Raw genomic sequence first — 21,045 nt, 5'->3', positions numbered from 1 at the left:
GCTTGGCTCAGGGACTCGGTCAAGCGGTGTGCAGGCTGAAGCCCACGCGTGTGATGCCTTCGCTGGACACCGCTGCAGGACCGCCATCGTGCATACGTGCAATGGCTTCAGCTTTCACCAGCGCCCTGTGGGGGCATTTCCATTGAGCCAAATGGGAACGGACCAGTCCCTTTTATACTTCAGAGTAATATTTGAAACTCAGTAGTTTCAATCGTTTACCTCTTGCGCGCACCGCTGGTGTTTGCAGTGGACACCACTTCTGTGCCTTTGATTGCAGCCTCCTCGGATGCCGCGGCGATTGCTCCCGTGGTTGGGCAGACGCTCAGTGGCAAGACCGCCACCGTATTCATTGGCGTGCAGGCATTCGTGGCGGCTCTTCTTCTCCCGAACGCTGGCAAGGAGTCCTTCGCGCTCGACTCGGCAAGGCCCTGACCAGCCAGGTTCAGAACAAACACGCTTTCTGAGTTCACCCATCGAGGCATCCCCATGAAAACCATCACCGCACTGCTTGCGTTCACAGCTCTGGCCGGCGCATCTGGCCTCGTCCACGCCCAGTCTGACTTCTACCGCAGCGTCACACCGCCGAACGCGCAAGAAGGGGGCGTTGCCAGTGCTGCCGTACTCGTTGGACGCGAGTACCAGGGTTCCGACGAATCCCGTGCGCGGGTCCTCCCGAACATCGAATACCAGTGGAGCAACGGACTCTTTGCAGGTGTCCTCAACGGTGTCGGCTACAACGGTTCGACGCAGCCAGACATGGCCTACGGCGTACGCGTCACAGCGGATTTCGGTCGCAAGGAGCGTCGCAGCGACGCACTGCGAGGCCTCGGTGACGTTGACCCTCGGCCCGAACTCGGGGCCTTCTTCAACTTCAGTCCGACGCGCGGCGTCACGCTGAACTCCTCGGTGCGCTACGGCAGCGGGAACGAGCGCAAGGGGCTGCTCGTGGACCTGGGGGCCCGCTGGAGCACCAGCCTCAGCCCCCATCTTCGATTCGGCACGACCCTGGCAACCACCTGGAGCAACACCGACTACGCACAGGCGTACTTCGGCATCGATGCCGTGCAAGCGGCGCGCAGCGGATACGCGCGGTTCGTCCCTGGCTCCGGCTTCCGGGATGTTCGACTGGGTGCATCGCTCATCTACCGGGTCGCACCGGCGTGGAGCCTGGCCGGGTCCATCACCTGCTCCGAGCTTCTGGGAGACGCCAGGCGCAGCCCCATCGTGCGTGACAAAAGCGCCCTGACTGCTGTGGTTGCTCTGGGCTACAGCTTCTGACTTTGGCGGCATGCGCCGCTTGACCTGAGGGCGCGAAGCTCCAAAAAAAAGGCCTGACCGGCTTGCCGAACTTCTGGAGGTCCAGTAATTCCTCTTCCAACGGGGGTGAACATGGCCCTGACCGACATCACCCGGGCTGAAGCTGGCGGAACTGAGCGACCAGAAACGCCTCTTCAGATATACGCGTTCACCGGCTTGGCATGCCGCATGTGCAGCGACAGCCCCAGAGCAGCCATGTGGTTGCTGTTGCGACCCAGGATCTCTTCGCTCAAGGGCAGGAACTCGGTTTCTTCATAGGCCGCGTGCGCCTTGTACTCGGTCACCAGACGGTGCAACTCGCTCACATCCAACCTGGTGCTCTGGCCCTTGGCGACCGGCTTCAGTCCTTTTTCCAGTTGTCTCCACAGCGCTTCAATCGCACGGTGTTCGTCCGTCAGGCGCTTGGCCATGGCCTTGACACGCTCAAGCTCTGCCCCGGGCTGGGCGCTGGCGATCACGGCGGGAAAGAGTTCGCGCTCTTCTTCCAGGTGGTGCTCGAAGATGGCTTCGCGAAAAAACTCGAGCGATTCTTCGGCAATCTGGCGGGCCTTGGCCGCCGGCTCCAGCAAGGCGGGCAGCTCATCCAGGGCTGTCAGGCGCTTGACAATGCCAGCGTGACAGTCGGAGAAATTGTTCAGGGGTTCGTCGGTGTTGACGGGGGTATTCATGTTGACTCCTCATGTGCTTTGACCGTGAATCTGTCGCGGAAATTCGACAGCACACTCACGATGCAAGAACCAGTCTAGAGACTACCAGTTTGGCGACCTTGACGCATGTCAAGGGCTGCCCCATCTCAGTGCGCACCGGCGGTCGCTTTGCCGCGGATGCGGCTCCAGACATTGAACACCATCACCACAGCGGCCCCGGCCACAAAACCGGCCAGGCCACCCAGCAGGCTGTTCGTCAGACTGGCGGCCCACCCCAGGCCGTCGGTGAAGTGCTCGATGCCATGGCCAATGGCAGGGACTCCGTGCACGAGGATGCCCCCACCCACCAGGAACATGGCTGCCGTGCCGAGCACGGACAAGGCCTTCATGAGCCAGGGTGCAAAGGCCAGCAGGCCGCGGCCAAAGGCCTGTTTCCAGCGGGCGGCCTGGCGCGCGAGGTACAGGCCGGCGTCATCCAGCTTCACGATGCCGGCCACGAGGCCGTAAACACCCAGGGTCATGAGGAGGGAGATGCCCACCAGCACGGACACGCGCTGCCCAAAGCTGGCCGCCGTCACGGTGCCCAAGGTGATGACGATGATTTCGGCCGAGAGGATGAAATCGGTGCGGATCGCGCCCTTGATCTTTTCCTTCTCGAACGCCACCAGATCCACCTTTTCGTCGCTCACGGCCTTCACCAATTCGGCATGCTGCGCATTCACTTCGTCGGGCTTGTGAAAGAGCTTGTGCAACACCTTTTCCGCACCTTCGAAGCAGAGAAACAGGCCGCCGAGCATGAGCAGCGGCGTGATGAGCCAGGGCACGAAAGCACTGATGGCCAGCGCCGCCGGCACGAGGATGGCCTTGTTGAGCAGCGAGCCTTTGCACACCGCCCACACCACAGGCAACTCGCGGTCGGCTTTGACGCCGGTGACCTGCTGCGCATTGAGCGCCAGGTCGTCGCCCAGCACGCCCGCCGTCTTCTTGGCCGCCATCTGCGTCATGGCTGCGACATCATCGGCCGCCGACACCCCCTGGCGGGCGGCGACCTTGGTCATGACGGCCACGTCGTCGAGCACGGTGGCGATGTCGTCGAGAAGCGCAAGAAGGCTGGTGGCCATGGTGGACGATCTTCAGAAAGGAATGAGAAAGGCAGACGGCGGATTGTCCTCGGTCAGCTGACAAATTTTCTGGCGTTGCGCCAGATGCGCATCCACGGGCTGTGGGCGCTCAGGTCGCCGCTGGTCCAGCTCATCTGGATGTTGCGGAACACGCGCTCGGGGTGCGGCATCATGGCCGTGAAGCGGCCGTCGGCGGTGGTCACCGCCGTCAGGCCGCCCGGGCTGCCGTTCGGGTTGAACGGGTACTGCTCCGTGGCGGCGCCCGCGTTGTCCACGAAGCGCATGGCGGCGATGGCCTGGGCCGGGTTGCCGCGGTGCTTGAAGTTGGCAAAACCTTCGCCGTGCGCCACCGCGATCGGCAGGCGGCTGCCGGCCATGCCCTGCAGGAACAGGCTGGGCGATTCCAGCACTTCCACCATGCTCAGACGCGCCTCGAAACGCTCGCTCTGGTTGGTGGTGAAACGCGGCCAGGCTTCGGCGCCGGGGATGATGTCGGCCAGCTCGGCAAACATCTGGCAACCGTTGCACACGCCCAGGCCAAAGGTGTCGGCGCGGCCGAAGAAGCCCTGGAACTGTTCGGACAGCAGCGGGTTGAAGGTGATACTGCGCGCCCAGCCGATACCGGCACCCAGCGTGTCGCCGTAGCTGAAACCGCCGCAGGCGACCACGCCCTGGAAGTCCGCCAGCTTGGCGCGGCCGGTCTGCAGGTCGGTCATGTGCACGTCGTAAGCCTCGAAACCGGCCTGGGTGAAGGCGTAGGCCATCTCCACATGCGAGTTCACGCCCTGCTCCCGCAGGATCGCGACCTTCGGGCGGCTCAGGTTCAGGAACGGCGTGGCCACGTTGTCCGAGGGGTCGAACGTCAGCGACACGTGCATGCCCGGATCGGCAGGCAGGCCAGCGGCGGCGTGCTCGCTGTCAGCGCAGGCCGGGTTGTCGCGCTGCTGGTTGATCTTCCAGCTCACGCTGTCCCAGACCTGGTGCAGGTCGAACAGGTCGGCGCTGAACACGGCCTTGGTGTCGCGCCAGACCTGCAGCTGGCCCTTGCCCACATCCATGCCGGACGAAGCGGGTCGCGTCTTGCCGATGAAGTGGCTGTGCTTGGACAGACCGTGCTCGCGCAAGGTCTGCATCACTTCGTTGCGGTGTTCGGTGGCCACCTGCAGCACCACACCCAGCTCTTCGCTGAACAGGGCCTTGAGCGTGAGTTCCTGGCGGCGCGCGGCCACCTGGGTGGCCCAGTTCTTGGCGTCGCCGCTGTCCATGCGGCTGTCGCTGATGCCGTCGCCTTCGGTCACCAACATGTCCACGTTCAGCGCCACGCCCACGTGGCCGGCGAAGGCCATTTCGGCCACGGTGGCCAGCAGGCCGCCGTCCGAACGGTCGTGGTAGGCGAGGAGGCGGCCCTGGGCGCGCAAGGTGTTGATGGCGTTGACGAGGTTGACCAGGTCCTGAGCATCGTCCAGATCGGGCACGGTGTCACCGAACTGGCCCAGCACCTGGCCGAGCACGCTGCCGCCCATGCGGTTCTGGCCCTTGCCGAGGTCGATCAGCACCAGCGTGCTGTCTTCGATCTGGTTGTTCAGCTGCGGCGTGAGCGTGCCGCGCACGTCGGCCAGCGTGGCGAAGCCGGTGACGATCAGGCTCACCGGCGAGGTGACCTTTTTCTTGTCGGCCCCGTCGCTCCACTGTGTGCGCATGGACAGGCTGTCCTTGCCCACGGGGATGGAGATGCCCAGCGCCGGGCACAGTTCCATGCCCACGGCCTTCACCGTTTCGTACAGCGCGGCGTCTTCGCCCGGTTCGCCGCAGGCGGCCATCCAGTTGGCGGAGAGCTTCACGCGCGGCAATTCAATGGGTGCTGCCAGCAGGTTGGTGATGGCCTCGGCCACCGCCATGCGGCCCGATGCTGCGGCGTTGATCGCCGCCAGCGGCGTGCGCTCGCCCATGCTCATGGCCTCGCCCGCGAAACCCTGGAAATCGGCCAAGGTCACGGCACAGTCGGCCACCGGCACCTGCCAGGGGCCGACCATCTGGTCGCGGTGGCTCAGGCCACCCACGGTGCGGTCACCGATGGTGATGAGGAAACGTTTGGACGCCACGGTCGGGTGGCTCAGCACGTCGATCACGGCCTGCTGCAGGTCCACGCCGGTCAGGTCCATGGGCTGGCCGGCGCGTTCGACGGTTGTCACGTCGCGGTGCATCTTGGGCGGCTTGCCCAAGAGAACATCCATCGGCATGTTGACTGCGGCCCCCACGCTCCCCACTTCGTGTGGTTCGCTGCCCCCCGAGGGGGCTGTGCTTGCTTGGGGCGGCCCGGCGCGGCGCACGGCGTCTTCGTTGCCCACGAACAGGTGCCGCTCTTCCGTGGCCACACCGACGACCGAGAATGGGCAGCGCTCGCGTTCGCAGAAAGCCTTGAACTGTTCCAGCGACTCCGGCGCGATGGCCAGCACGTAGCGCTCCTGGCTCTCGTTGCACCAGATCTCTTTGGGCGCCAGGCCGCTCTCTTCCAGCGGCACGGCGCGCAGGTCAAAGCGTGCGCCCCGGCCGGCGTCGTTGGTCAATTCGGGGAAGGCGTTGGACAGGCCGCCCGCGCCCACGTCGTGGATGAACAGCACGGGGTTCTGATCACCCTGCGCCCAGCAGTGGTTGATGACCTCTTGCGCGCGGCGCTCGATCTCGGGGTTGCCGCGCTGCACGGAGTCGAAGTCCAGCGAGGCGGCGTTGGTGCCGCTGGCCATGGAGCTGGCGGCACCGCCGCCCATGCCGATCTTCATGCCCGGGCCACCGAGCTGGATCAGCAGCGAACCGGCAGGGAAATCGATCTTCTTGGTCTGCTTCGAGTCGATGACGCCCAGGCCACCCGCAATCATGATGGGCTTGTGGTAACCGCGGGTCACACCCGCCACGTCCTGCTCGTATTCGCGGAAATAGCCCAGCAGGTTGGGCCGGCCGAATTCGTTGTTGAACGCGGCGCCGCCCAGCGGGCCCTCGGTCATGATCTGCAGCGGGCTGGCGATGTGCTCGGGCTTGCCGCCCGGCTGGTCGCTCAGGCCACCCCAGAGTTTGGAGACGGTGAAGCCGGTCAGGCCGGCCTTGGGCTTGGAGCCGCGGCCGGTGGCACCCTCGTCGCGGATCTCGCCGCCCGCGCCGGTGGCGGCGCCGGGGAACGGGGAAATCGCCGTCGGGTGGTTGTGCGTTTCCACCTTCATCAGGATGTGGTTGGTCGCAGTCTGGCTGGCGTAGGCGGGCGATGCGCCCTGCCCGGCCCGTGCCACGAAACGCTCGACTTCGCTGCCTTCCATGATGGAGGCGTTGTCGGAGTACGCCACTATGGTGTGCTGCGGCGCCGTCTGGTGCGTGTGGCGGATCATGCCGAACAGGCTCTTGTCCTGTGCCACGCCGTCGATGGTGAACTGCGCGTTGAAGATCTTGTGGCGGCAGTGTTCGCTGTTGGCCTGCGCGAACATCATCAGCTCGACATCGGTCGGGTTGCGCTTCAGGCCATTGAACGCGTTGACCAGGTAGTCGATTTCGTCATCGGCCAGTGCCAGGCCCCATTCGACGTTGGCCTTTTCCAGCGCCACGCGTCCGCCACCCAGCACGTCCACGTGCTCCATCGGTGCCGGGTGCAACTCGGTGAACAGGGCTTGTGCCTGGCCGCGCTCGGTGGTCACGGCCTCGGTCATGCGGTCGTGCAGCACATCGGCCACGGCGCGCAACTGCTCGGCGCTCAGGCTGGCCTTGCCCAGCAGACCACTTTTCAGACCGATGCGGAACTCGACCAGACGCTCGACGCGGTGCAGCGCCAGGCCGCAGTTGTGCGCGATGTCGGTGGCCTTGGACGCCCAGGGCGACACGGTGCCCAGGCGCGGCATCACCAGCAGGGCCGGAGCGCCGGATTTTTCCAGCGCCAGGTGGGCTTCGGTGCAGGGCTCGCCATAGGCCATGAGCTGGCCCACGCGCTCCAGCGTGGCGGCGTCGGGCGCGGCGTCAAACGACGCCAGGTGCACGAAGCGGGCCGAGAGGCCGGTGATCTTGTCGGAAATGCCCGCGAGACGGGGCAGGATTTGCTGGACTTTGAAGTCGCTGACGGCGTTGCCGCCATCGAAGAAGCGCAGGTGCAGGGTCACGGTGGGTGGCCTTGGGGCTGGCGGGCGCAGAGTGGCCCGGGGGATGGGTGGAAACCCGGGATTTTACCCGGGGCGCCCTAGGACGAGCCACACAGGGAATGCAACCAGCCCCTGCTGACGGAGCGCGTGCATCCACCAGCACACGCCGGGGATCCGGCTCCGCCGGTCCAAGGGCGTGGTCCCCCTCGGGGGGAAGCCGCGCAGCGGCGCAGGGGGGTCAGAACTGATAGCCGAAGCTCACTTTGATCACCGGCAGTACCTTGGCGCTGTCCAGGTCGTCCTGCACCTTGCGCTCTTCGGCCGCGATGGCGGCAGAGGCTCCAGGCTGCGCCATCAGGCCACCGGAGCCAGTCAGGGTGACTTTCGGTTTGCCGATAGAGACACCCAGGTCCAGACCGAAGGTCCAGCCGGGCTCGTTGAAGCGGCCATGGCCCCAGCCAACGCCCAGGTAAGGCATGGTGTTCGGGTACTTGATGGTGGCCAGCAGCGAGTTGCCGGTGGCGCTGAAGGTCTGGCCATCGATGGTCACTGTTCCGTCGGTGGTCTGGGCCTGCAACGCAGCGGAAGAACCGGTGAACGTGGCGCCCGCAACCAGGCGGAAGGTGCCAAGGAACGGGCGGAAGTCGGCGAACACGCCGTTGCCGCGCAGTTTGAGGTCACCCTTGTAGGTGATCTGGTCTTCGGTGTAGGTATCGGACGTCGTCAGCTGCGCCAGTTCGCCACGCAGACCGAAAGCCGGGCCCACCGGCAGGTTGAGACCCACGCCAAGGCCGCCGGTGCCGGCCACGCCATACACACCGACACCCTGGGCCATCGCCGAACCCGACAGCAAAACCAGAGCCAGACCCGCTGCGTGCACCGTTTTCATCGAAAACCTCATCTTGATGGATTGAACTGCGCGCGAGTATAGGTGTGCACCCGGCGATTCAGGGGTGCATTGACCCTTCGTTTCAAAGCGTTGCAGTCCGCGGGATAATCGCCCCCCATGAGCATCACCTACAAAGACGATACCGGCATTGCGGGCATGCGGATCGCCGGCAAACTGGCCTCCGAAGTGCTGGACTACCTCACCCCGCACGTGGTGCCCGGCGTCACCACCGAGGCGCTGGACAAACTGGCGCACGACTACATCGTGAACGTGCAGAACGCCATTCCGGCGCCACTGAACTACGCACCCTCGGGCTACATCCCCTACCCCAAAAGCATCTGCACCTCGATCAACCACCAGGTCTGCCACGGCATCCCGAACGAGAAGGCGCTCAAGAAGGGCGACATCCTCAACATCGACGTAACCGTCATCAAGGACGGCTGGCACGGTGATACCAGCCGCATGTTCATGCTGGGTGGCGAAAGCGCGGCCTCGATCGCGGCGAAGCGCCTGTGCGCCATCACCTACGACGCCATGTGGAAAGGCATCGTCATGGTCAGGCCCGGCGTTCGCCTGGGCGACATCGGCCACGCGATCCAGGTGTTTGCCGAGGGCAACGGATTCTCCGTGGTGCGCGAGTTCTGTGGCCACGGCATCGGCCAGAAATTTCACGAAGAGCCCCAGGTGCTGCACTACGGCAAACCCGGCACTCTTGAAGAGCTCAAGGTCGGCATGACGTTCACCATCGAACCCATGATCAACGCCGGCAAACGCGACATCAAGGAAATGGGCGACGGCTGGACCATCGTCACCAAGGACCGTTCGTTGTCCGCCCAGTGGGAACACACGATCCTGGTCACGGAAACCGGCTACGAAGTGCTCACGCTCTCGGCCGGCAGCCCCCCGCTGCCCGCGTTCGTCACCCCAGCGGTCAGCACCGCGGCCTGACCCGTGACGGGCCAACAGGAGAACGCCATGGGCGATCTGAGCGCACTGCGGTTGCAATACCGCAGCGACAAAGCCACCCTGATGAACAGGCTGGGTGTGCAGGGCACCTCCACCCGGGGGGTGCGCAGCGCCCTGCAGAAACTGTCGCGCCTGACCGACCAGACGCTGCGCGAACTCTGGACCCGCTCGGGCTTCGGGCCCACGTTTTCGCTCATCGCGGTGGGCGGCTATGGCCGCGGCGAGCTGTTTCCGTATTCGGACGTGGACGTGCTCGTGCTGCTGCCCGACGGCAGCGAACCCGACCGGGACGAAACGCTCAAGACCCGACTCGAAGGCTTCATCGGTGCCTGCTGGGATGTGGGCCTGGAAATCGGCTCCAGCGTGCGCACCATCGCCGACTGCGTGGCCGAGGCCTCCAAAGACGTGACAGTGCAGACCTCGCTGCTCGAATGCCGCCTGATCTGCGGTGGGAAATCGCAGTTCACCGCGCTCGTCACCCAGCTCAGCGAAGCGATGGACCCCAAGGCGTTCTTCGTCGCCAAGACGCTGGAAATGCGCCAGCGCCATCACAAGTTTGAGAACACGCCCTACTCGCTCGAACCCAACTGCAAGGAATCGCCCGGTGGCCTGCGCGATCTGCAGATCATCCTCTGGGTGGCCAAGGCGGCGGGACTGGGCCGCAGCTGGGACGAACTGGCGCGAAAGGGCCTGGCCACGCCGCTCGAAGCGCGCCAGATCAAAGCCAACGAGGCCCTGCTCAACCTGATCCGTGCGCGCCTGCATCTGTTGTCCAACCGGCGCGAAGACCGGCTGGTCTTCGACCTGCAGAACGCGGTGGCCGAATCGTTCGGCTTCAAGCCACAGGTGCCGGCCGTCATCACCCCCAGCGGCCCCGGCCCCCACGCAGCCCCTGTCGTGCGCGGTGCGCGACGCGCCAGCGAAGTGCTGATGAAGCGCTACTACTGGGCCGCCAAGGCCGTCACCCAGCTCAACCAGATCCTGCTGCTTAACATCGAGGAGCGCCTCGCCAGCGACGACGTCGGCGTGGACCGCATGCGCCCGATCAACGAGCGCTTCTTTGACAAGGCGGGCATGCTGGAAGTGGCCAGCGACAACCTCTACACGCAGCACCCGCACGCGATCCTGGAAACCTTTCACATCTACCAGACCACCGTGGGCATCAAGGGCCTGTCGGCGCGCACGCTGCGCGCGCTCTACAACGCCCGTCCGGTGATGAACGCGAAGTTCCGCAACGACCCGGTCAATCGCGCCACCTTCATGCAGATCCTGATGGAGCCCGAGGGCATCACGCACGCCATGCGACTGATGAACCAGACCTCGGTGCTCGGGCGCTACCTCTGGGTGTTCCGCCACATCGTGGGCCAGATGCAGCACGACCTGTTCCACGTCTACACCGTGGACCAGCACATCCTGATGGTGCTGCGCAACGTGCGCCGCTTCTTCATCGCCGACCACTCGCACGAATACCCGTTCTGCTCGCAACTGGCCGCCGGCTGGGACAAGCCCTGGATCTTCTACATCGCCGCGCTGTTCCACGATATCGCCAAGGGCCGCGGCGGCGACCACTCCGACCTCGGCGCCAAGGACGTGCGCAGCTTCTGCCGCCAGCACGGCATCGAACGGGCCGACGCCAAACTGATCGAGTTTCTCGTGGCCGAGCACCTGACCATGAGCCGCATGGCGCAGAAGGAGGACCTGAGCGACCCGGACGTGATCAACGGTTTTGCCCAGCGTGTGGGCAACGAGCGCTACCTCACCGCGCTCTACCTGCTCACCGTCGCCGACATCCGCGGCACCAGCCCCAAGGTCTGGAACGCCTGGAAGGGCAAGCTGCTGGAAGACCTGTACCGCTACACCCTGCGCGCGCTCGGTGGCCGCGCGCCCGATCCGGACGCCGTGATCGAGGCCCGCAAGCGCGAAGCCCTGTCGATGCTGGCCCTGCATGCCCTGCCCCACCTGGCGCACAAGGCGCTGTGGGACACGCTGGACGTGAGCTACTTCATGCGCCACCAGGCCGACGAAATTGCGTGGCACACGCGGGTGTTGACCCGCGAACTGGCTGTTCGAGCCGTGGCTTCAAAAGCCGCCAGCCCTGAAGCGGTCGGGCATGAAGCGCAGGAACCGGACAACAGCATCGTGCGCGCCCGCCTGTCAACCGAGGGCGAGGGCCTGCAGGTGCTCGTGTACGCACCCGACCAGCACGACCTGTTTGCCCGCATCTGCGGCTACTTCGACAACGCCGGCTTCAGCATCCTGGACGCCCGGATCCACACCACGCACACCGGCCACGCGCTCGACACCTTCCAGGTGGTGGCGCCCACGCTGTCCGAGCACTACCGCGCGCTGACCGCCATGGTGGAAAACGACCTGGCCCTGGCCATCGACCAGCGCGGACCGCTGCCCGCGCCCAGCAAGGGCCGGCTGTCCCGCCGCGTCAAGAGCTTTCCGATCACACCGCGCGTGGACCTGCGGCCCGACGAAAAAGCCCAGCGCTGGCTGCTCAGCGTCTCGGCCAGTGACCGCGCCGGCCTGCTGTACTGCATCACGCGCGTGCTTGCGCGCTACGACATCAGCGTGCAACTGGCCAAGATCACCACCCTGGGCGAGCGCGTGGAAGACACCTTCCTCATCAGCGGCTCCCAGCTGCAGATGAACAAACGGCAGATCGAGATCGAGACCGAGTTGCTGGAGACGCTGGAAGGTTAGGCGCGACCCGCTCAGTCGTCCTCGGCCGCGTCCAGGCCGGGAAACAGCACCTCGGTGAAGCCGAAGCGGCTGAAGTCGCGCACCCGCATCGGGTACAGCACGCCCTGCAGGTGATCGCATTCGTGTTGCACCACCCGGGCATGAAAGCCCTCGGCTTCCCGGTCGATGGGGTTTCCTGCAAGGTCAAAGCCCTGGTAACGGATGCGCTGCCACCGCGGCACGATGCCGCGCAGACCGGGCACCGACAGACAGCCCTCCCAGCCCTCTTCCTCCAGGTCGCCCAGCGGGGTGATCACCGGGTTGAGCAAGACCGTGCGCGGCACCATGGGCGCCTCGGGATAACGCGGGTTCGCCGCGCCGGTACCGAAGATCACGAGCTGCAGGTCGACGCCGATCTGCGGCGCGGCCAGTCCCGCCCCGTTCGCCGCGGCCATGGTCTCGACCATGTCGGAAACCAGGCGGTGCAGCTCGGGCGTGTCGAACCGGGTCACGAGCTGGGCCACGCGCAGCAGCCTCGGGTCGCCCATTTTCAGGATGGCATGAAGGGTCATGTTGTGGAGGTCCGGGCTGAATCGGGGCCTTCTTCAATGTAGTGCTGATGGCGCTTGCGGACCACCGCCGCGGCCTCGTCGTACAGGAACGGCAGGTACATGTAGCGCCGGCCGGCGGTCACGGGCATGGCCTCGTGCAGCATCGAGCAGGAGAACACCACCGCACCGCCGCTGGGCGCGGTGTACAGGCTGTTGCCGTATTCCGGAAACCGCAACTGTCCGCCGCTGTATTCCCCGGTGTTGAGGAACAGCGAGACGGCAAAACGCCGGTGGGCCGTGCCCAGGGTGGTGTTATCACGGTGCGCCCGGAAATGCCCACCCTCGGCCGCGTCGTAACACGCCACCAGATGGCGCTCCAGGTGTGAAGCCTCGAACTGAAACGCGTTGCGAATCTGTGGCACCAGGCGATGGCGGATGGACGTCACACACTGCTGCCTCAAGGCCGGATCCGCGATGGTCCAGTCACTTCGCACCTTGTGCCGGCGGTCCTGAAGCTGAACCGTCTTGCCGTCCACGTCGCGCATGAAACCGGAAGGCGCTCCACCATGGAGGTCATAGGCGGCCCGCAGGACGCGGCACAAGCCAGGGCTGAACACCCGCGGGACGATCAGCACCGGCGCAAATGCCCCCACCGGATGGGGTGGATCGAAACGCGGCAGGGTGGGCAAGAGCTGAAACAAGCGGGAGAGGCTGGTGGCCGTGTCCCCGCCCAGGCGATAGGCGCTGACCACACGCAGGGTCGGGTCCAGCAGGTAGACCGATTTGCGCAGCGTACCGTCCTTCTCACGCAGTCCGAAGCCCGCAGCGATCGCATGGTCGAAGTCCCAGAACACCCGCAAGCCCGGCATCTGGCGCGTGATGCGGGACTGGGTCTCGTCCTCGGGGTCATGGCTGACCCGGAAATACGACAGTCGTTCGTCGTCGAACAGGTCCCGGTGCTCCTGCACCGCCTGTTCAAGTTGCTGGCTGTCGGCGTCCGCGGCCGACCCGAAAAAACCCAGCAAAACAAAGCGGCCAGCGGCGGAGTCGAAACTGAATCGGGGGTTGGTCGAGGACCGGGCATGGAACCAGGGCGCAGGCTCGCCGATGACCAGAGGATTGTCGCGGGGATCCATGGAGTGGGCAGTGGGCTGTCGTCAACGCCGATGGCTGAAGCCGGGACCATTGTGTCTCAACTCCGCAGCGGGCAGACACCTTGAGGGCACTGGTTTTCCCGGGTGTGGTCCTTGCGGGCACAGGGTGTAAATTGGGCGCTTCCGTGCGCAGCCCGCGGCGAGCACGAAAGCGCCCCACAACAGGAGGACCCGTCAACATGAACCCCACCCCCATCCGCCCATCCATGCCCTCCCATCCCGCCTCTCACCGGGCGTTGCGATACCCGCTCATCGGGCTGGGCGCGGGTCTTCTCCTTCTGGGTGCACTGGTCGCAGGCCAGGCGCGCGCCCAGGGCGCAGAGATCTTCAAGGGCGCCGACCTGGCGCTGGGCGAAAAGATGATCACCGAGCACAAGTGCGTGGCCTGCCACGTCAGCAAGGTGGGCGGCGACGGCAGCGCCATGTACAAGCCCATGGGCAAGATCAACACCGCCGGCCTGCTGCGCGGCATGGTGGAGATGTGCAACACCACCATGAACCTGGGCATGTTCCCGGAGGAAGTCAGCGCCGTGGCCGCGGTGCTCAACCGGGACCACTACAAGTTCAAGTGAACCGAAACCAGGCCCCCACGCTCCGCCGCTGACGCGGGTCGCTGCCCCCCGAGGGGGTGCGAATTCAGCTTGGGGCGGCCCGGCGCTGAATTCAAGCCTGCAACAAGGCCAGCATGGCGGCTTCATCCAGCACAGTCACGCCCAGCGTCTGCGCCTTCTCCAGCTTGCTGCCGGCTTCCGCGCCCGCCACCACGTAGTCGGTCTTCTTGCTCACCGAGCCAGCCACCTTGGCGCCCGCGGCTTCCAGCAGGTCCTTGGCGGCGTCGCGGCTGAGCGTGGGGAAGGTGCCGGTGAGCACGAAAGTCTTGCCCGCCAGCGGTCTGGGCGCCTGCGCCGCGGGTTCGCCCTCTTCCCAGGTGACGCCACACGCCCGCAGCTGCTCCACCACTTCCCGGTTGTGCGGCTGGTCAAAGAAGGTCCGGATGCTTTGCGCCACCACCGGGCCGACATCGTTCACTTCCAGCAACTGTTCCACCGTGGCGTCCATGATGCGGTCGATCTGGCCGAAGTGGCGCGCCAGGTCTTTGGCCGTGGCCTCGCCCACATGGCGGATGCCCAGGCCGAACAGGAAACGCGGCAAGGTGGTCTGCTTGGATTTCTCCAGCGCGGCCACGATGTTCTGCGCCGACTTGTCGGCCATGCGGTCCAGGCTGGCCAGCGCGGTGAAGCCCAGGCGGTACAGGTCGGGCAGGGTCTTGACCACGCCCGAGTCCACCAGCTGTTCCACCAGCTTGTCGCCCAGGCCCTCGACCTCGACCGCACGGCGGTGGGCGAAATGCAGGATGGCTTCCTTGCGCTGGGCGGCGCAGAACAGGCCACCGGTGCAGCGGTAGTCGACCTCACCCTCTTCGCGCACGGCATCGCTCCCGCACACCGGGCACTGGTGCGGCATGGTGAACACCTCGGCGCCTTCGGGCCGTTTCTCGGGCAGCACGGCCACCACCTCGGGGATCACGTCGCCCGCTCGCCGCACGATCACCGTATCGCCCACGCGCACATCCTTGCGGCGCGCCTCGTCCTCGTTGTGCAAGGTGGCGTTGGTCACCGTCACGTTGCCCACGAACACCGGCGCGAGCTTGGCCACGGGCGTGAGCTTGCCGGTGCGTCCCACCTGCACGTCGATGGCGAGCACCGTGGTGAGCTGTTCCTGCGCCGGGTATTTGTGCGCCACGGCCCAGCGTGGTTCGCGGGTGACGAAACCGAGACGGCGCTGCAGCGCGAGCGCGTTGACCTTGTAGACCACGCCGTCGATGTCGTAAGGCAGCTGGTCGCGGCTGGCGCCGATGCGCTGGTGGAACGCCACCAGCTCGTCGGCCCCCGTGGCCACCGTGGTCTGCTCGGCCACCGGAAACCCCCAGGCCTTGAGCTGCATGAGCAGTTCGAAGTGGGTCTCGAATGCCGGGCCGCCCTGCTCCGGCGGCGTGATCTCGCCCAGGCCGTAGGCGAAGAAGCTCAGCGGGCGCTGGGCGGCAATGCCCGAATCGAGCTGGCGCACCGCGCCGGCCGCGGCGTTGCGCGGGTTGACGAAGGTCTTTTCGCCCTTGGCGCCGGCGGCGATCTTCGCGCGTTGCTTCTGATTGAGTGCATCGAAATGATCGCGGCGCATGTAGACCTCCCCCCGCACCTCCAGCACCGCAGGAGCGCCCGCAGGCAAGCGCAAAGGAACCTGGCCGATGGTGCGGATGTTGTTCGTCACTTCCTCACCCACCTCCCCGTCGCCGCGCGTGGCGGCCTGCACCAGCACGCCGTTTTCATAGCGCAGGCTCATGGCCAGACCGTCGAACTTGAGTTCGGCCACGTAGTCCACTGGCGGGTCGGCTTCGGTCAGCCCCAGCGCGCGGCGCACGCGGGTGTCGAAATTGCGCGCGCCGCTGGGTTCGGTGTCGGTCTCGGTGTTGATCGAGAGCATGGGCACGGCGTGGCGCACCGGCGTGAAGGCATCCAGCACCCGACCACCAACACGCTGGGTCGGCGAATCCGGCATCAACAGTTCGGGGTGCGCGGCCTCCAGCGCCTGCAGCTCACGGAACAGCCGGTCGTATTCGGCGTCCGGAATCTCCGGCGCGTCCAGCGTGTAGTACAGGTGGGCGTGGTGGTTCAGTTGCTCGCGCAACTCGGCCGCGCGTTCGGCCGGCGATGGTTCAGCGGAAAAAAGATCAGAAGTGCTCATGCAGCGAGAGAAGTGAGTTCAACCCAGGATGCCGCGGAACCGGCTTTGCCGGGCCGCCAGCATCGCCCCCTGGGGGGTCACGCGAAGCGTGGCGGGGGGGTCAACTGAACAGCCGCCTCGCCTGCGGCGAACCCGCCGACAGATCATGGCTGTCCAGCGCGTCGTACAGGCTTTCCAGATCGGCGCCGATGCCGTCCATCGTGTCGGTTGACAGCGGCTGTCCGGCGTCGTCGGTGATCACGCCTTCCATGGCCTCGGCCAGCGCAGCGGCGGCCTGGCGCATGCGCAGAAACGGTTGTTCGCTGCGCGGCACGTGGGTGACTTCGAGCGACAGCGCCACCTCGCGCAACGCACTTTGTTCCGGGTCTTCGGCCATGGCGGCCTGCGAATCAAACGCCAGGCTCAGGATGGGCGCTTGTCCCGCCGCGCTGGCGGGCAGCACCATGCGCCCGGGCAGCACGCCCGCAACGAATCCGTGCCGCGCCGCATTCTGGGCCACATATCCGGGACTCCAGGCGCTGCGACGGGCGCGCAGCGTGAAGCCCAGCTGGGCATCGTGGCCGCTGGCAAAAGCATCCAGCTCGCGGGCGCGGGCCACCTCGGCCCGCATGTCGGGGAAATCGGGTGCGGCGCCCACCGCATCGGCAAAGGCCTGGGCCTTGACGACGAACTCGGAGAACTCGATATCGTTGAGCGCGCCGGCACGGTTCGCCAGCTGCACGCCGGCCTGCAGCGCGTGGTAACGCTGCCCGGGCCGGGGACCTTCCCATTCACCGCTGATCTCGTTCAGGCCTTCGACGGCAAACGGCTTGCTGCCGACCCGACGCGTGCCAGGCAACGCAGCCAGCAAGGCATCGCCCGACACCGGACCTTCAATCGCCAGCGGCGTGATGACGTCGATCAGGGCGTCCAGCCCGGGCCGCTTCTCGGGTGGATTGACAACGTTGTTGAGCGTGACAGGCACCACCACCGGAGCGCGCGCTTCGCCATCCGCCGCGACCTGCGGCTCCGGCTCGCTCGGGGCCTCGAACGCATGGCCCATCACGGGTTCGATGCGTTCGGATACCCCATCGTGGTCCGGCTCGGTCACCGGGCCGGTCAGCGGGCTTTCAAAGCTGTGGGGTTCGCCCGCACCGTCTTGCCCGGGGCGTTCGCGGGCGGTTCGCGGGGCGCTCTTGCTCGTGACCCAGGCGTTGTAGGCCACGACGCCGGCCAGCACGAGCCCTCCGATGATGGCCAGACTGATTTGCAGAGTGCTCATGTGTGTTCAGCGGTGGGTGGCGTGATCAGACGGATTCCAGCATGCCGGCAGCGGACTCCATGTCCACCGCGACGATACGCGAAACACCCTGCTCCTGCATGGTCACGCCGATCAATTGTTCGGCCATTTCCATGGCGATCTTGTTGTGGCTGATGAACAGGAACTGGGTGCCCTGCTTGCTCATGCTGGTCACCAGGCGCGAATAGCGCTCGGTGTTGGCGTCGTCCAGCGGAGCGTCCACCTCGTCGAGCAGGCAGAACGGCGCCGGGTTGAGCTGGAAGATGGCGAACACGAGGGCGATGGCGGTGAGCGCTTTTTCGCCGCCCGAAAGCAGGTGGATGGTCTGGTTTTTCTTGCCTGGCGGCTGCGCCAGCACCTGCACGCCCGCGTCCAGGATTTCCTCGCCGGTCATCACCAGACGGGCATTGCCGCCGCCGAACAGCTCGGGGAACATGCGGCCGAAGTGTTCGTTGACGGTGTTGAAGGTGCTGCCCAGCAGGTCGCGCGTTTCGGCGTCGATCTTCTTGATCGCGTCTTCCAGCGTGGTCATGGCTTCGACCAGGTCGGCCGACTGCGCGTCGAGGAAGGTCTTGCGCTCGCGTGCAGCGGTGAGTTCGTCCAGTGCCGCGAGGTTGACCGCACCCAGCGCCTGAATCTCGCGGTGCATGCGGTCGATCTCGCCCTGCAGCCCCGTGAGCCGCACATTGCCCTCCGTGATGCTCTGCGCCACGGCGGCCAGGTCGGCCTGGGCCTCTTCGAGCTGCTGGCTGTACTGCTCCACCCCCAGGCGCGCGGCCTGTTCCTTGAGCTGGAAATCGGTGATGCGCTGGCGCAGCGGGTCGAGCTCGCGCTCCAGCTTCAGGCGGTGTTCGTCGCTGGCGCGCAGCTTCATCGTGAGGTCGTCGTACTGGCTGCGCAGGGCGCCCAGGGTCTGCTCGCGTTCGAGCTTGACGGCCAGCACGTTCTGCAGCCCGGCCTGGGCCGCGGCGTCGCTCAGGCGGGCCAGCTCTTCGGCGGCCCGCTGCTCTTCGTCGGCGAGCGACTTTTCCTGCGAGGCCGCGGTTTCCAGCGAGCGCTGCAGCTCCCCCTGGCGGGCCTGCAGGCTGCGCAGGGTGAAGGTGGCCTCCTGCGCGCTGCGCTCCAGCGAGCGTTGCTGCTCGCGCGCCGCATTCAAAGCGCGCTCGGCGTCGAACACCTTGTCGTCGAACTGGGCGTGGCGCTCCTGGCTGTCGGCGAGCATCATGTCCAGCTCTTCGAAGCGGGCCTCGGCCGTCACACGGCGCTCCTGCAGGTCTTCCAGCTGGGCATCCACCTCGGCCAGATCGGAAGCGATCTGCTCGCTGCGCGCGCGGGTCTGTTCGGCGAGTTGCGTCAGGCGCAGGGCCTCGACCTGCAGCTCGTGGGCCTTGCCACGCGTTTCGGCGCCTTCGCGGCGCGCGCTCACCAGGCGCTGCGAGGCGTCGCTGTAGGCCGCTTCCGCGCGCACCAGCGCGGTCCGGGCCTGCTCGGCGATCAGTGCCTGGGCCCGCAGCTCCTTCTCAAGGTGTTCAATTTCCTGCGCGCGCGCCAGCAGGCCGGCCTGCTCGCTGTCGGGCGCGTAAAAGCTCACGCTGTGCGCGCTGACCGCGTGGCCGCTGGGCACGTAGATCACTTCGCCGGCCTGCAGCTGGGCGCGCTGCGCCATCGCTTCGTCCAGGCTGGCCGCCGTCAGGCAACCCTGCAACCAGTCACCCAGCAGGGCCTTCTGCCCGGCGTCGTTCAGGCGCAGCCAGTCGGCCAGCGGTTTGAGCCCGCTGTGGCTGGCGCTGCCCGACGCCACGGCGGACGGGCTGTAAAACGCGAGCTTCGCGGGCGGGGCATCGTTGCCGAACGAGCGCACCATCTCCAGCCGCGACACTTCGAGCGCGCCCAGGCGCTCACGCAGCGCGGCTTCGAGCGCGTTTTCCCAGCCGGTTTCGATGTGGATGCGGCTCCACAGGCCCTGCAGGCCGTCGAGTCCGTGCTTGGCCAGCCAGGGTTGCAGCTTGCCGTCGGTCTTGACCTTCTCCTGCAGCGCCTTGAGCGCTTCCATGCGGGCCGACAGGTCGGACTGTTTCGCCGATTCCTGGTTCACCGCCTGCTGGGCGGCGCGGCGCTGCTCGTCGAGCTGGGGCACGCTGTCCTGCAACTCGTGCAGCACAGCGTCGGCCACGTCGGCGGCTTCCTGCGCCACCACCAGCTGGCTCTGCGCGTCCAGCAGGCGGGCCTCGTCGGGCGCGGCCAGGGCGTTGCGGTCGGCGGCCAGGCGTTCGCGTCGCTGGTTGAGCTGACGGCTCTGCTCTTCAATGTTGCGCTGCTCGGCGGCCAGCACCTGGATCTGCTGCTGCACCTGGGTCACGCTGCCACGCTGTTCGTTGGCGCGTTTCTGCGCCTGGCGCAGGCCTTCTTCCAGCGCGGGCAGGGCAACGCCCTGCTCTTCGCCCTGGGCCGCGAGCACCACCGACTTTTCTTCAGCCTCGACCATGGCTTCGGCCAGCTGCTCCAGCTCCACACCGGCGTCCTGGCTGCGGGTGGTCCACGAGGCCATCTGTTCTTTCAGCTGCAGCAGGCGCTGTTCGACGCGGGTGCGACCTTCGATCACGAAGCGGATCTCGGCCTCCAGCTTGCCCACCTCGGCGCTGGCTTCGTAGAGTTTGCCCTGTGCCTGGTTGACCTGGTCACCGGCGGCGTAGTGCGCCTGGCGGATGGTTTCCAGCTCGGACTCGACCCGACGCAGGTCGGCGGTGCGCGATTCGAGGTCGTTGATGGCTTGTGCGGCGTCGGTCTTGACCTTGATCTGGTCGGCCTCGGCTTCGCTGCGCTTCAGGAACCAGAGCTGGTGCTGTTTCAGCGTGGCACCGGTCTGCAGGGTGTTGTAGCGCGCGGCCACTTCGGCCTGCTTTTCCAGCTTGTCGAGGTTGGCATTGAGTTCGCGCAGGATGTCTTCGACCCGGGTGAGGTTTTCGCGTGTATCGGCCAGGCGGTTGGCCGTTTCGCGGCGGCGTTCCTTGTATTTGGAGACCCCGGCGGCTTCTTCGAGGAACAGGCGCAGCTCTTCGGGCTTGCTCTCGATGATGCGGCTGATCGTGCCCTGGCCGATGATGGCGTAGGCGCGCGGGCCGAGGCCGGTGCCGAGGAACACGTCCTGCACGTCGCGGCGGCGCACCGGCTGGTTGTTGATGTAGTAGCTGCTGGTGCCGTCGCGCGTGAGCACGCGCTTGACGGCGATTTCCAGGAACTGGCCCCACTGGCCACCCGCGCGGTGGTCGGCGTTGTCAAACACCAGCTCCACGCTGGAGCGGCTGGCCGGCTTGCGGTTGTTGGTGCCGTTGAAGATCACGTCCTGCATGGACTCGCCCCGCAGCTCGGACGCCTTGCTCTCGCCCAGCACCCAGCGCACCGCGTCCATGATGTTGGACTTGCCGCAGCCGTTGGGCCCCACCACGCCCACCAGTTGCCCGGGGAGCATGAAGTTGGTCGGCTCGGCGAAGGACTTGAAGCCCGATAACTTGATCGAATTGAGGCGCACGGGAATTCGGTCGCGGGAAGCTAACTGTTTGATTTGTAACGATAATC

At 66.2% G+C, this 21,045-nt stretch carries 14 protein-coding genes; 5 read left to right on the top strand and 9 right to left on the bottom strand.

The genetic code is table 11. The features are described from left to right. The first annotated feature begins 246 nt into the window (after positions 1–246). The gene (locus AC23D4_RS03800) at positions 247–432 is read left to right on the top strand and encodes a hypothetical protein (RefSeq protein ID WP_487623691.1); all 186 of its coding nucleotides are present in this window, start codon (positions 247–249) and stop codon (positions 430–432) included. Between the two features lie 54 nt (positions 433–486). Then, on the top strand, positions 487–1,278 hold the full coding sequence (locus AC23D4_RS03795; RefSeq protein ID WP_472887952.1) for a MipA/OmpV family protein: 792 nt from the start codon (positions 487–489) through the stop codon (positions 1,276–1,278). Positions 1,279–1,451: 173 nt separating this feature from the next. On the opposite strand, the gene AC23D4_RS03790 is transcribed toward AC23D4_RS03795, so the two are convergent. The 4 genes from AC23D4_RS03790 to AC23D4_RS03775 all read right to left on the bottom strand — a co-directional run bounded on the left by AC23D4_RS03790 (position 1,452) and on the right by AC23D4_RS03775 (position 8,089). Continuing rightward, positions 1,452–1,985 carry a hemerythrin domain-containing protein gene (locus tag AC23D4_RS03790; RefSeq protein WP_472887953.1) on the bottom strand — a complete coding sequence of 178 codons (534 nt, stop codon included), beginning with the start codon at positions 1,983–1,985 and terminating at the stop codon, positions 1,452–1,454. Positions 1,986–2,110: 125 nt separating this feature from the next. Beyond that, entirely contained in the window at positions 2,111–3,085 is a 975-nt protein-coding gene (locus AC23D4_RS03785; protein ID WP_472887954.1) for a DUF808 domain-containing protein, read from the bottom strand. A 53-nt stretch (positions 3,086–3,138) separates the two neighbouring features. Next, positions 3,139–7,221: a phosphoribosylformylglycinamidine synthase gene (gene purL, locus AC23D4_RS03780; RefSeq protein WP_472887955.1), complete on the bottom strand. Its 4,083-nt coding sequence runs from the start codon at positions 7,219–7,221 to the stop codon at positions 3,139–3,141. 217 nt (positions 7,222–7,438) lie between these two features. Beyond that, positions 7,439–8,089: a hypothetical protein gene (locus AC23D4_RS03775; protein WP_472887956.1), complete on the bottom strand. Its 651-nt coding sequence runs from the start codon at positions 8,087–8,089 to the stop codon at positions 7,439–7,441. A 117-nt stretch (positions 8,090–8,206) separates the two neighbouring features. Here AC23D4_RS03775 and map point away from each other — a divergent pair, with 117 nt between their 5' ends. Both map and AC23D4_RS03765 read left to right on the top strand, forming a co-directional pair. Then, a complete protein-coding gene (gene map / locus AC23D4_RS03770) occupies positions 8,207–9,037 on the top strand; it encodes a type I methionyl aminopeptidase (protein WP_472887957.1) in 831 nt (276 codons plus the stop codon). A gap of 27 nt (positions 9,038–9,064) precedes the next feature. Beyond that, complete coding sequence (locus AC23D4_RS03765; protein WP_472887958.1) at positions 9,065–11,764, top strand: [protein-PII] uridylyltransferase; 2,700 nt, start codon at positions 9,065–9,067, stop codon at positions 11,762–11,764. 11 nt (positions 11,765–11,775) lie between these two features. Here the strand turns inward: AC23D4_RS03765 and def are convergent, their stop codons facing one another. Together def and AC23D4_RS03755 are read right to left on the bottom strand one after the other, a co-directional pair. Beyond that, positions 11,776–12,315: a peptide deformylase gene (def, locus tag AC23D4_RS03760; RefSeq protein ID WP_472887959.1), complete on the bottom strand. Its 540-nt coding sequence runs from the start codon at positions 12,313–12,315 to the stop codon at positions 11,776–11,778. Continuing rightward, on the bottom strand, positions 12,312–13,430 hold the full coding sequence (locus AC23D4_RS03755) for a 2OG-Fe(II) oxygenase (protein WP_472887960.1): 1,119 nt from the start codon (positions 13,428–13,430) through the stop codon (positions 12,312–12,314). The genes def and AC23D4_RS03755 overlap by 4 nt, the downstream gene beginning before the upstream one ends. Positions 13,431–13,627: 197 nt before the next feature. On the opposite strand from AC23D4_RS03755, the gene AC23D4_RS03750 reads away from it, so the two are divergent. After that, complete coding sequence (locus AC23D4_RS03750) at positions 13,628–14,020, top strand: hypothetical protein (RefSeq protein ID WP_472887961.1); 393 nt, start codon at positions 13,628–13,630, stop codon at positions 14,018–14,020. A 91-nt stretch (positions 14,021–14,111) separates the two neighbouring features. On the opposite strand, the gene ligA is transcribed toward AC23D4_RS03750, so the two are convergent. From ligA to smc, 3 genes are all read right to left on the bottom strand, one after another. Then, entirely contained in the window at positions 14,112–16,190 is a 2,079-nt protein-coding gene (gene ligA / locus AC23D4_RS03745) for an NAD-dependent DNA ligase LigA (protein ID WP_472887962.1), read from the bottom strand. A 100-nt stretch (positions 16,191–16,290) separates the two neighbouring features. Next, on the bottom strand, positions 16,291–17,451 hold the full coding sequence (locus AC23D4_RS03740) for a cell division protein ZipA C-terminal FtsZ-binding domain-containing protein (RefSeq protein ID WP_472887963.1): 1,161 nt from the start codon (positions 17,449–17,451) through the stop codon (positions 16,291–16,293). Positions 17,452–17,476: 25 nt separating this feature from the next. Then, the gene (gene smc, locus AC23D4_RS03735) at positions 17,477–20,998 is read right to left on the bottom strand and encodes a chromosome segregation protein SMC (protein ID WP_472887964.1); all 3,522 of its coding nucleotides are present in this window, start codon (positions 20,996–20,998) and stop codon (positions 17,477–17,479) included. Between the last annotated feature and the right edge of the window lie 47 nt (positions 20,999–21,045).

This window comes from Hydrogenophaga sp. L76, from assembly GCF_057654755.1.
Note: the sequence above shows the minus strand (reverse complement) of the source record. Positions and strands in the feature narration are given on the sequence as shown.

Excerpts from the sequence above, each read along its gene's own strand:
- AC23D4_RS03795 (WP_472887952.1), top strand. The coding sequence starts at position 487 with ATGAAAACCATCACCGCACTGCTTGCGTTCACAGCTCTGGCCGGCGCA.
- AC23D4_RS03790 (WP_472887953.1), bottom strand. The coding sequence starts at position 1,985 with ATGAATACCCCCGTCAACACCGACGAACCCCTGAACAATTTCTCCGAC.
- AC23D4_RS03785 (WP_472887954.1), bottom strand. The coding sequence starts at position 3,085 with ATGGCCACCAGCCTTCTTGCGCTTCTCGACGACATCGCCACCGTGCTC.
- AC23D4_RS03775 (WP_472887956.1), bottom strand. The coding sequence starts at position 8,089 with ATGAAAACGGTGCACGCAGCGGGTCTGGCTCTGGTTTTGCTGTCGGGT.
- map (WP_472887957.1), top strand. The coding sequence starts at position 8,207 with ATGAGCATCACCTACAAAGACGATACCGGCATTGCGGGCATGCGGATC.
- AC23D4_RS03765 (WP_472887958.1), top strand. The coding sequence starts at position 9,065 with ATGGGCGATCTGAGCGCACTGCGGTTGCAATACCGCAGCGACAAAGCC.
- def (WP_472887959.1), bottom strand. The coding sequence starts at position 12,315 with ATGACCCTTCATGCCATCCTGAAAATGGGCGACCCGAGGCTGCTGCGC.
- AC23D4_RS03755 (WP_472887960.1), bottom strand. The coding sequence starts at position 13,430 with ATGGATCCCCGCGACAATCCTCTGGTCATCGGCGAGCCTGCGCCCTGG.
- AC23D4_RS03750 (WP_472887961.1), top strand. The coding sequence starts at position 13,628 with ATGAACCCCACCCCCATCCGCCCATCCATGCCCTCCCATCCCGCCTCT.
- ligA (WP_472887962.1), bottom strand. The coding sequence starts at position 16,190 with ATGAGCACTTCTGATCTTTTTTCCGCTGAACCATCGCCGGCCGAACGC.
- AC23D4_RS03740 (WP_472887963.1), bottom strand. The coding sequence starts at position 17,451 with ATGAGCACTCTGCAAATCAGTCTGGCCATCATCGGAGGGCTCGTGCTG.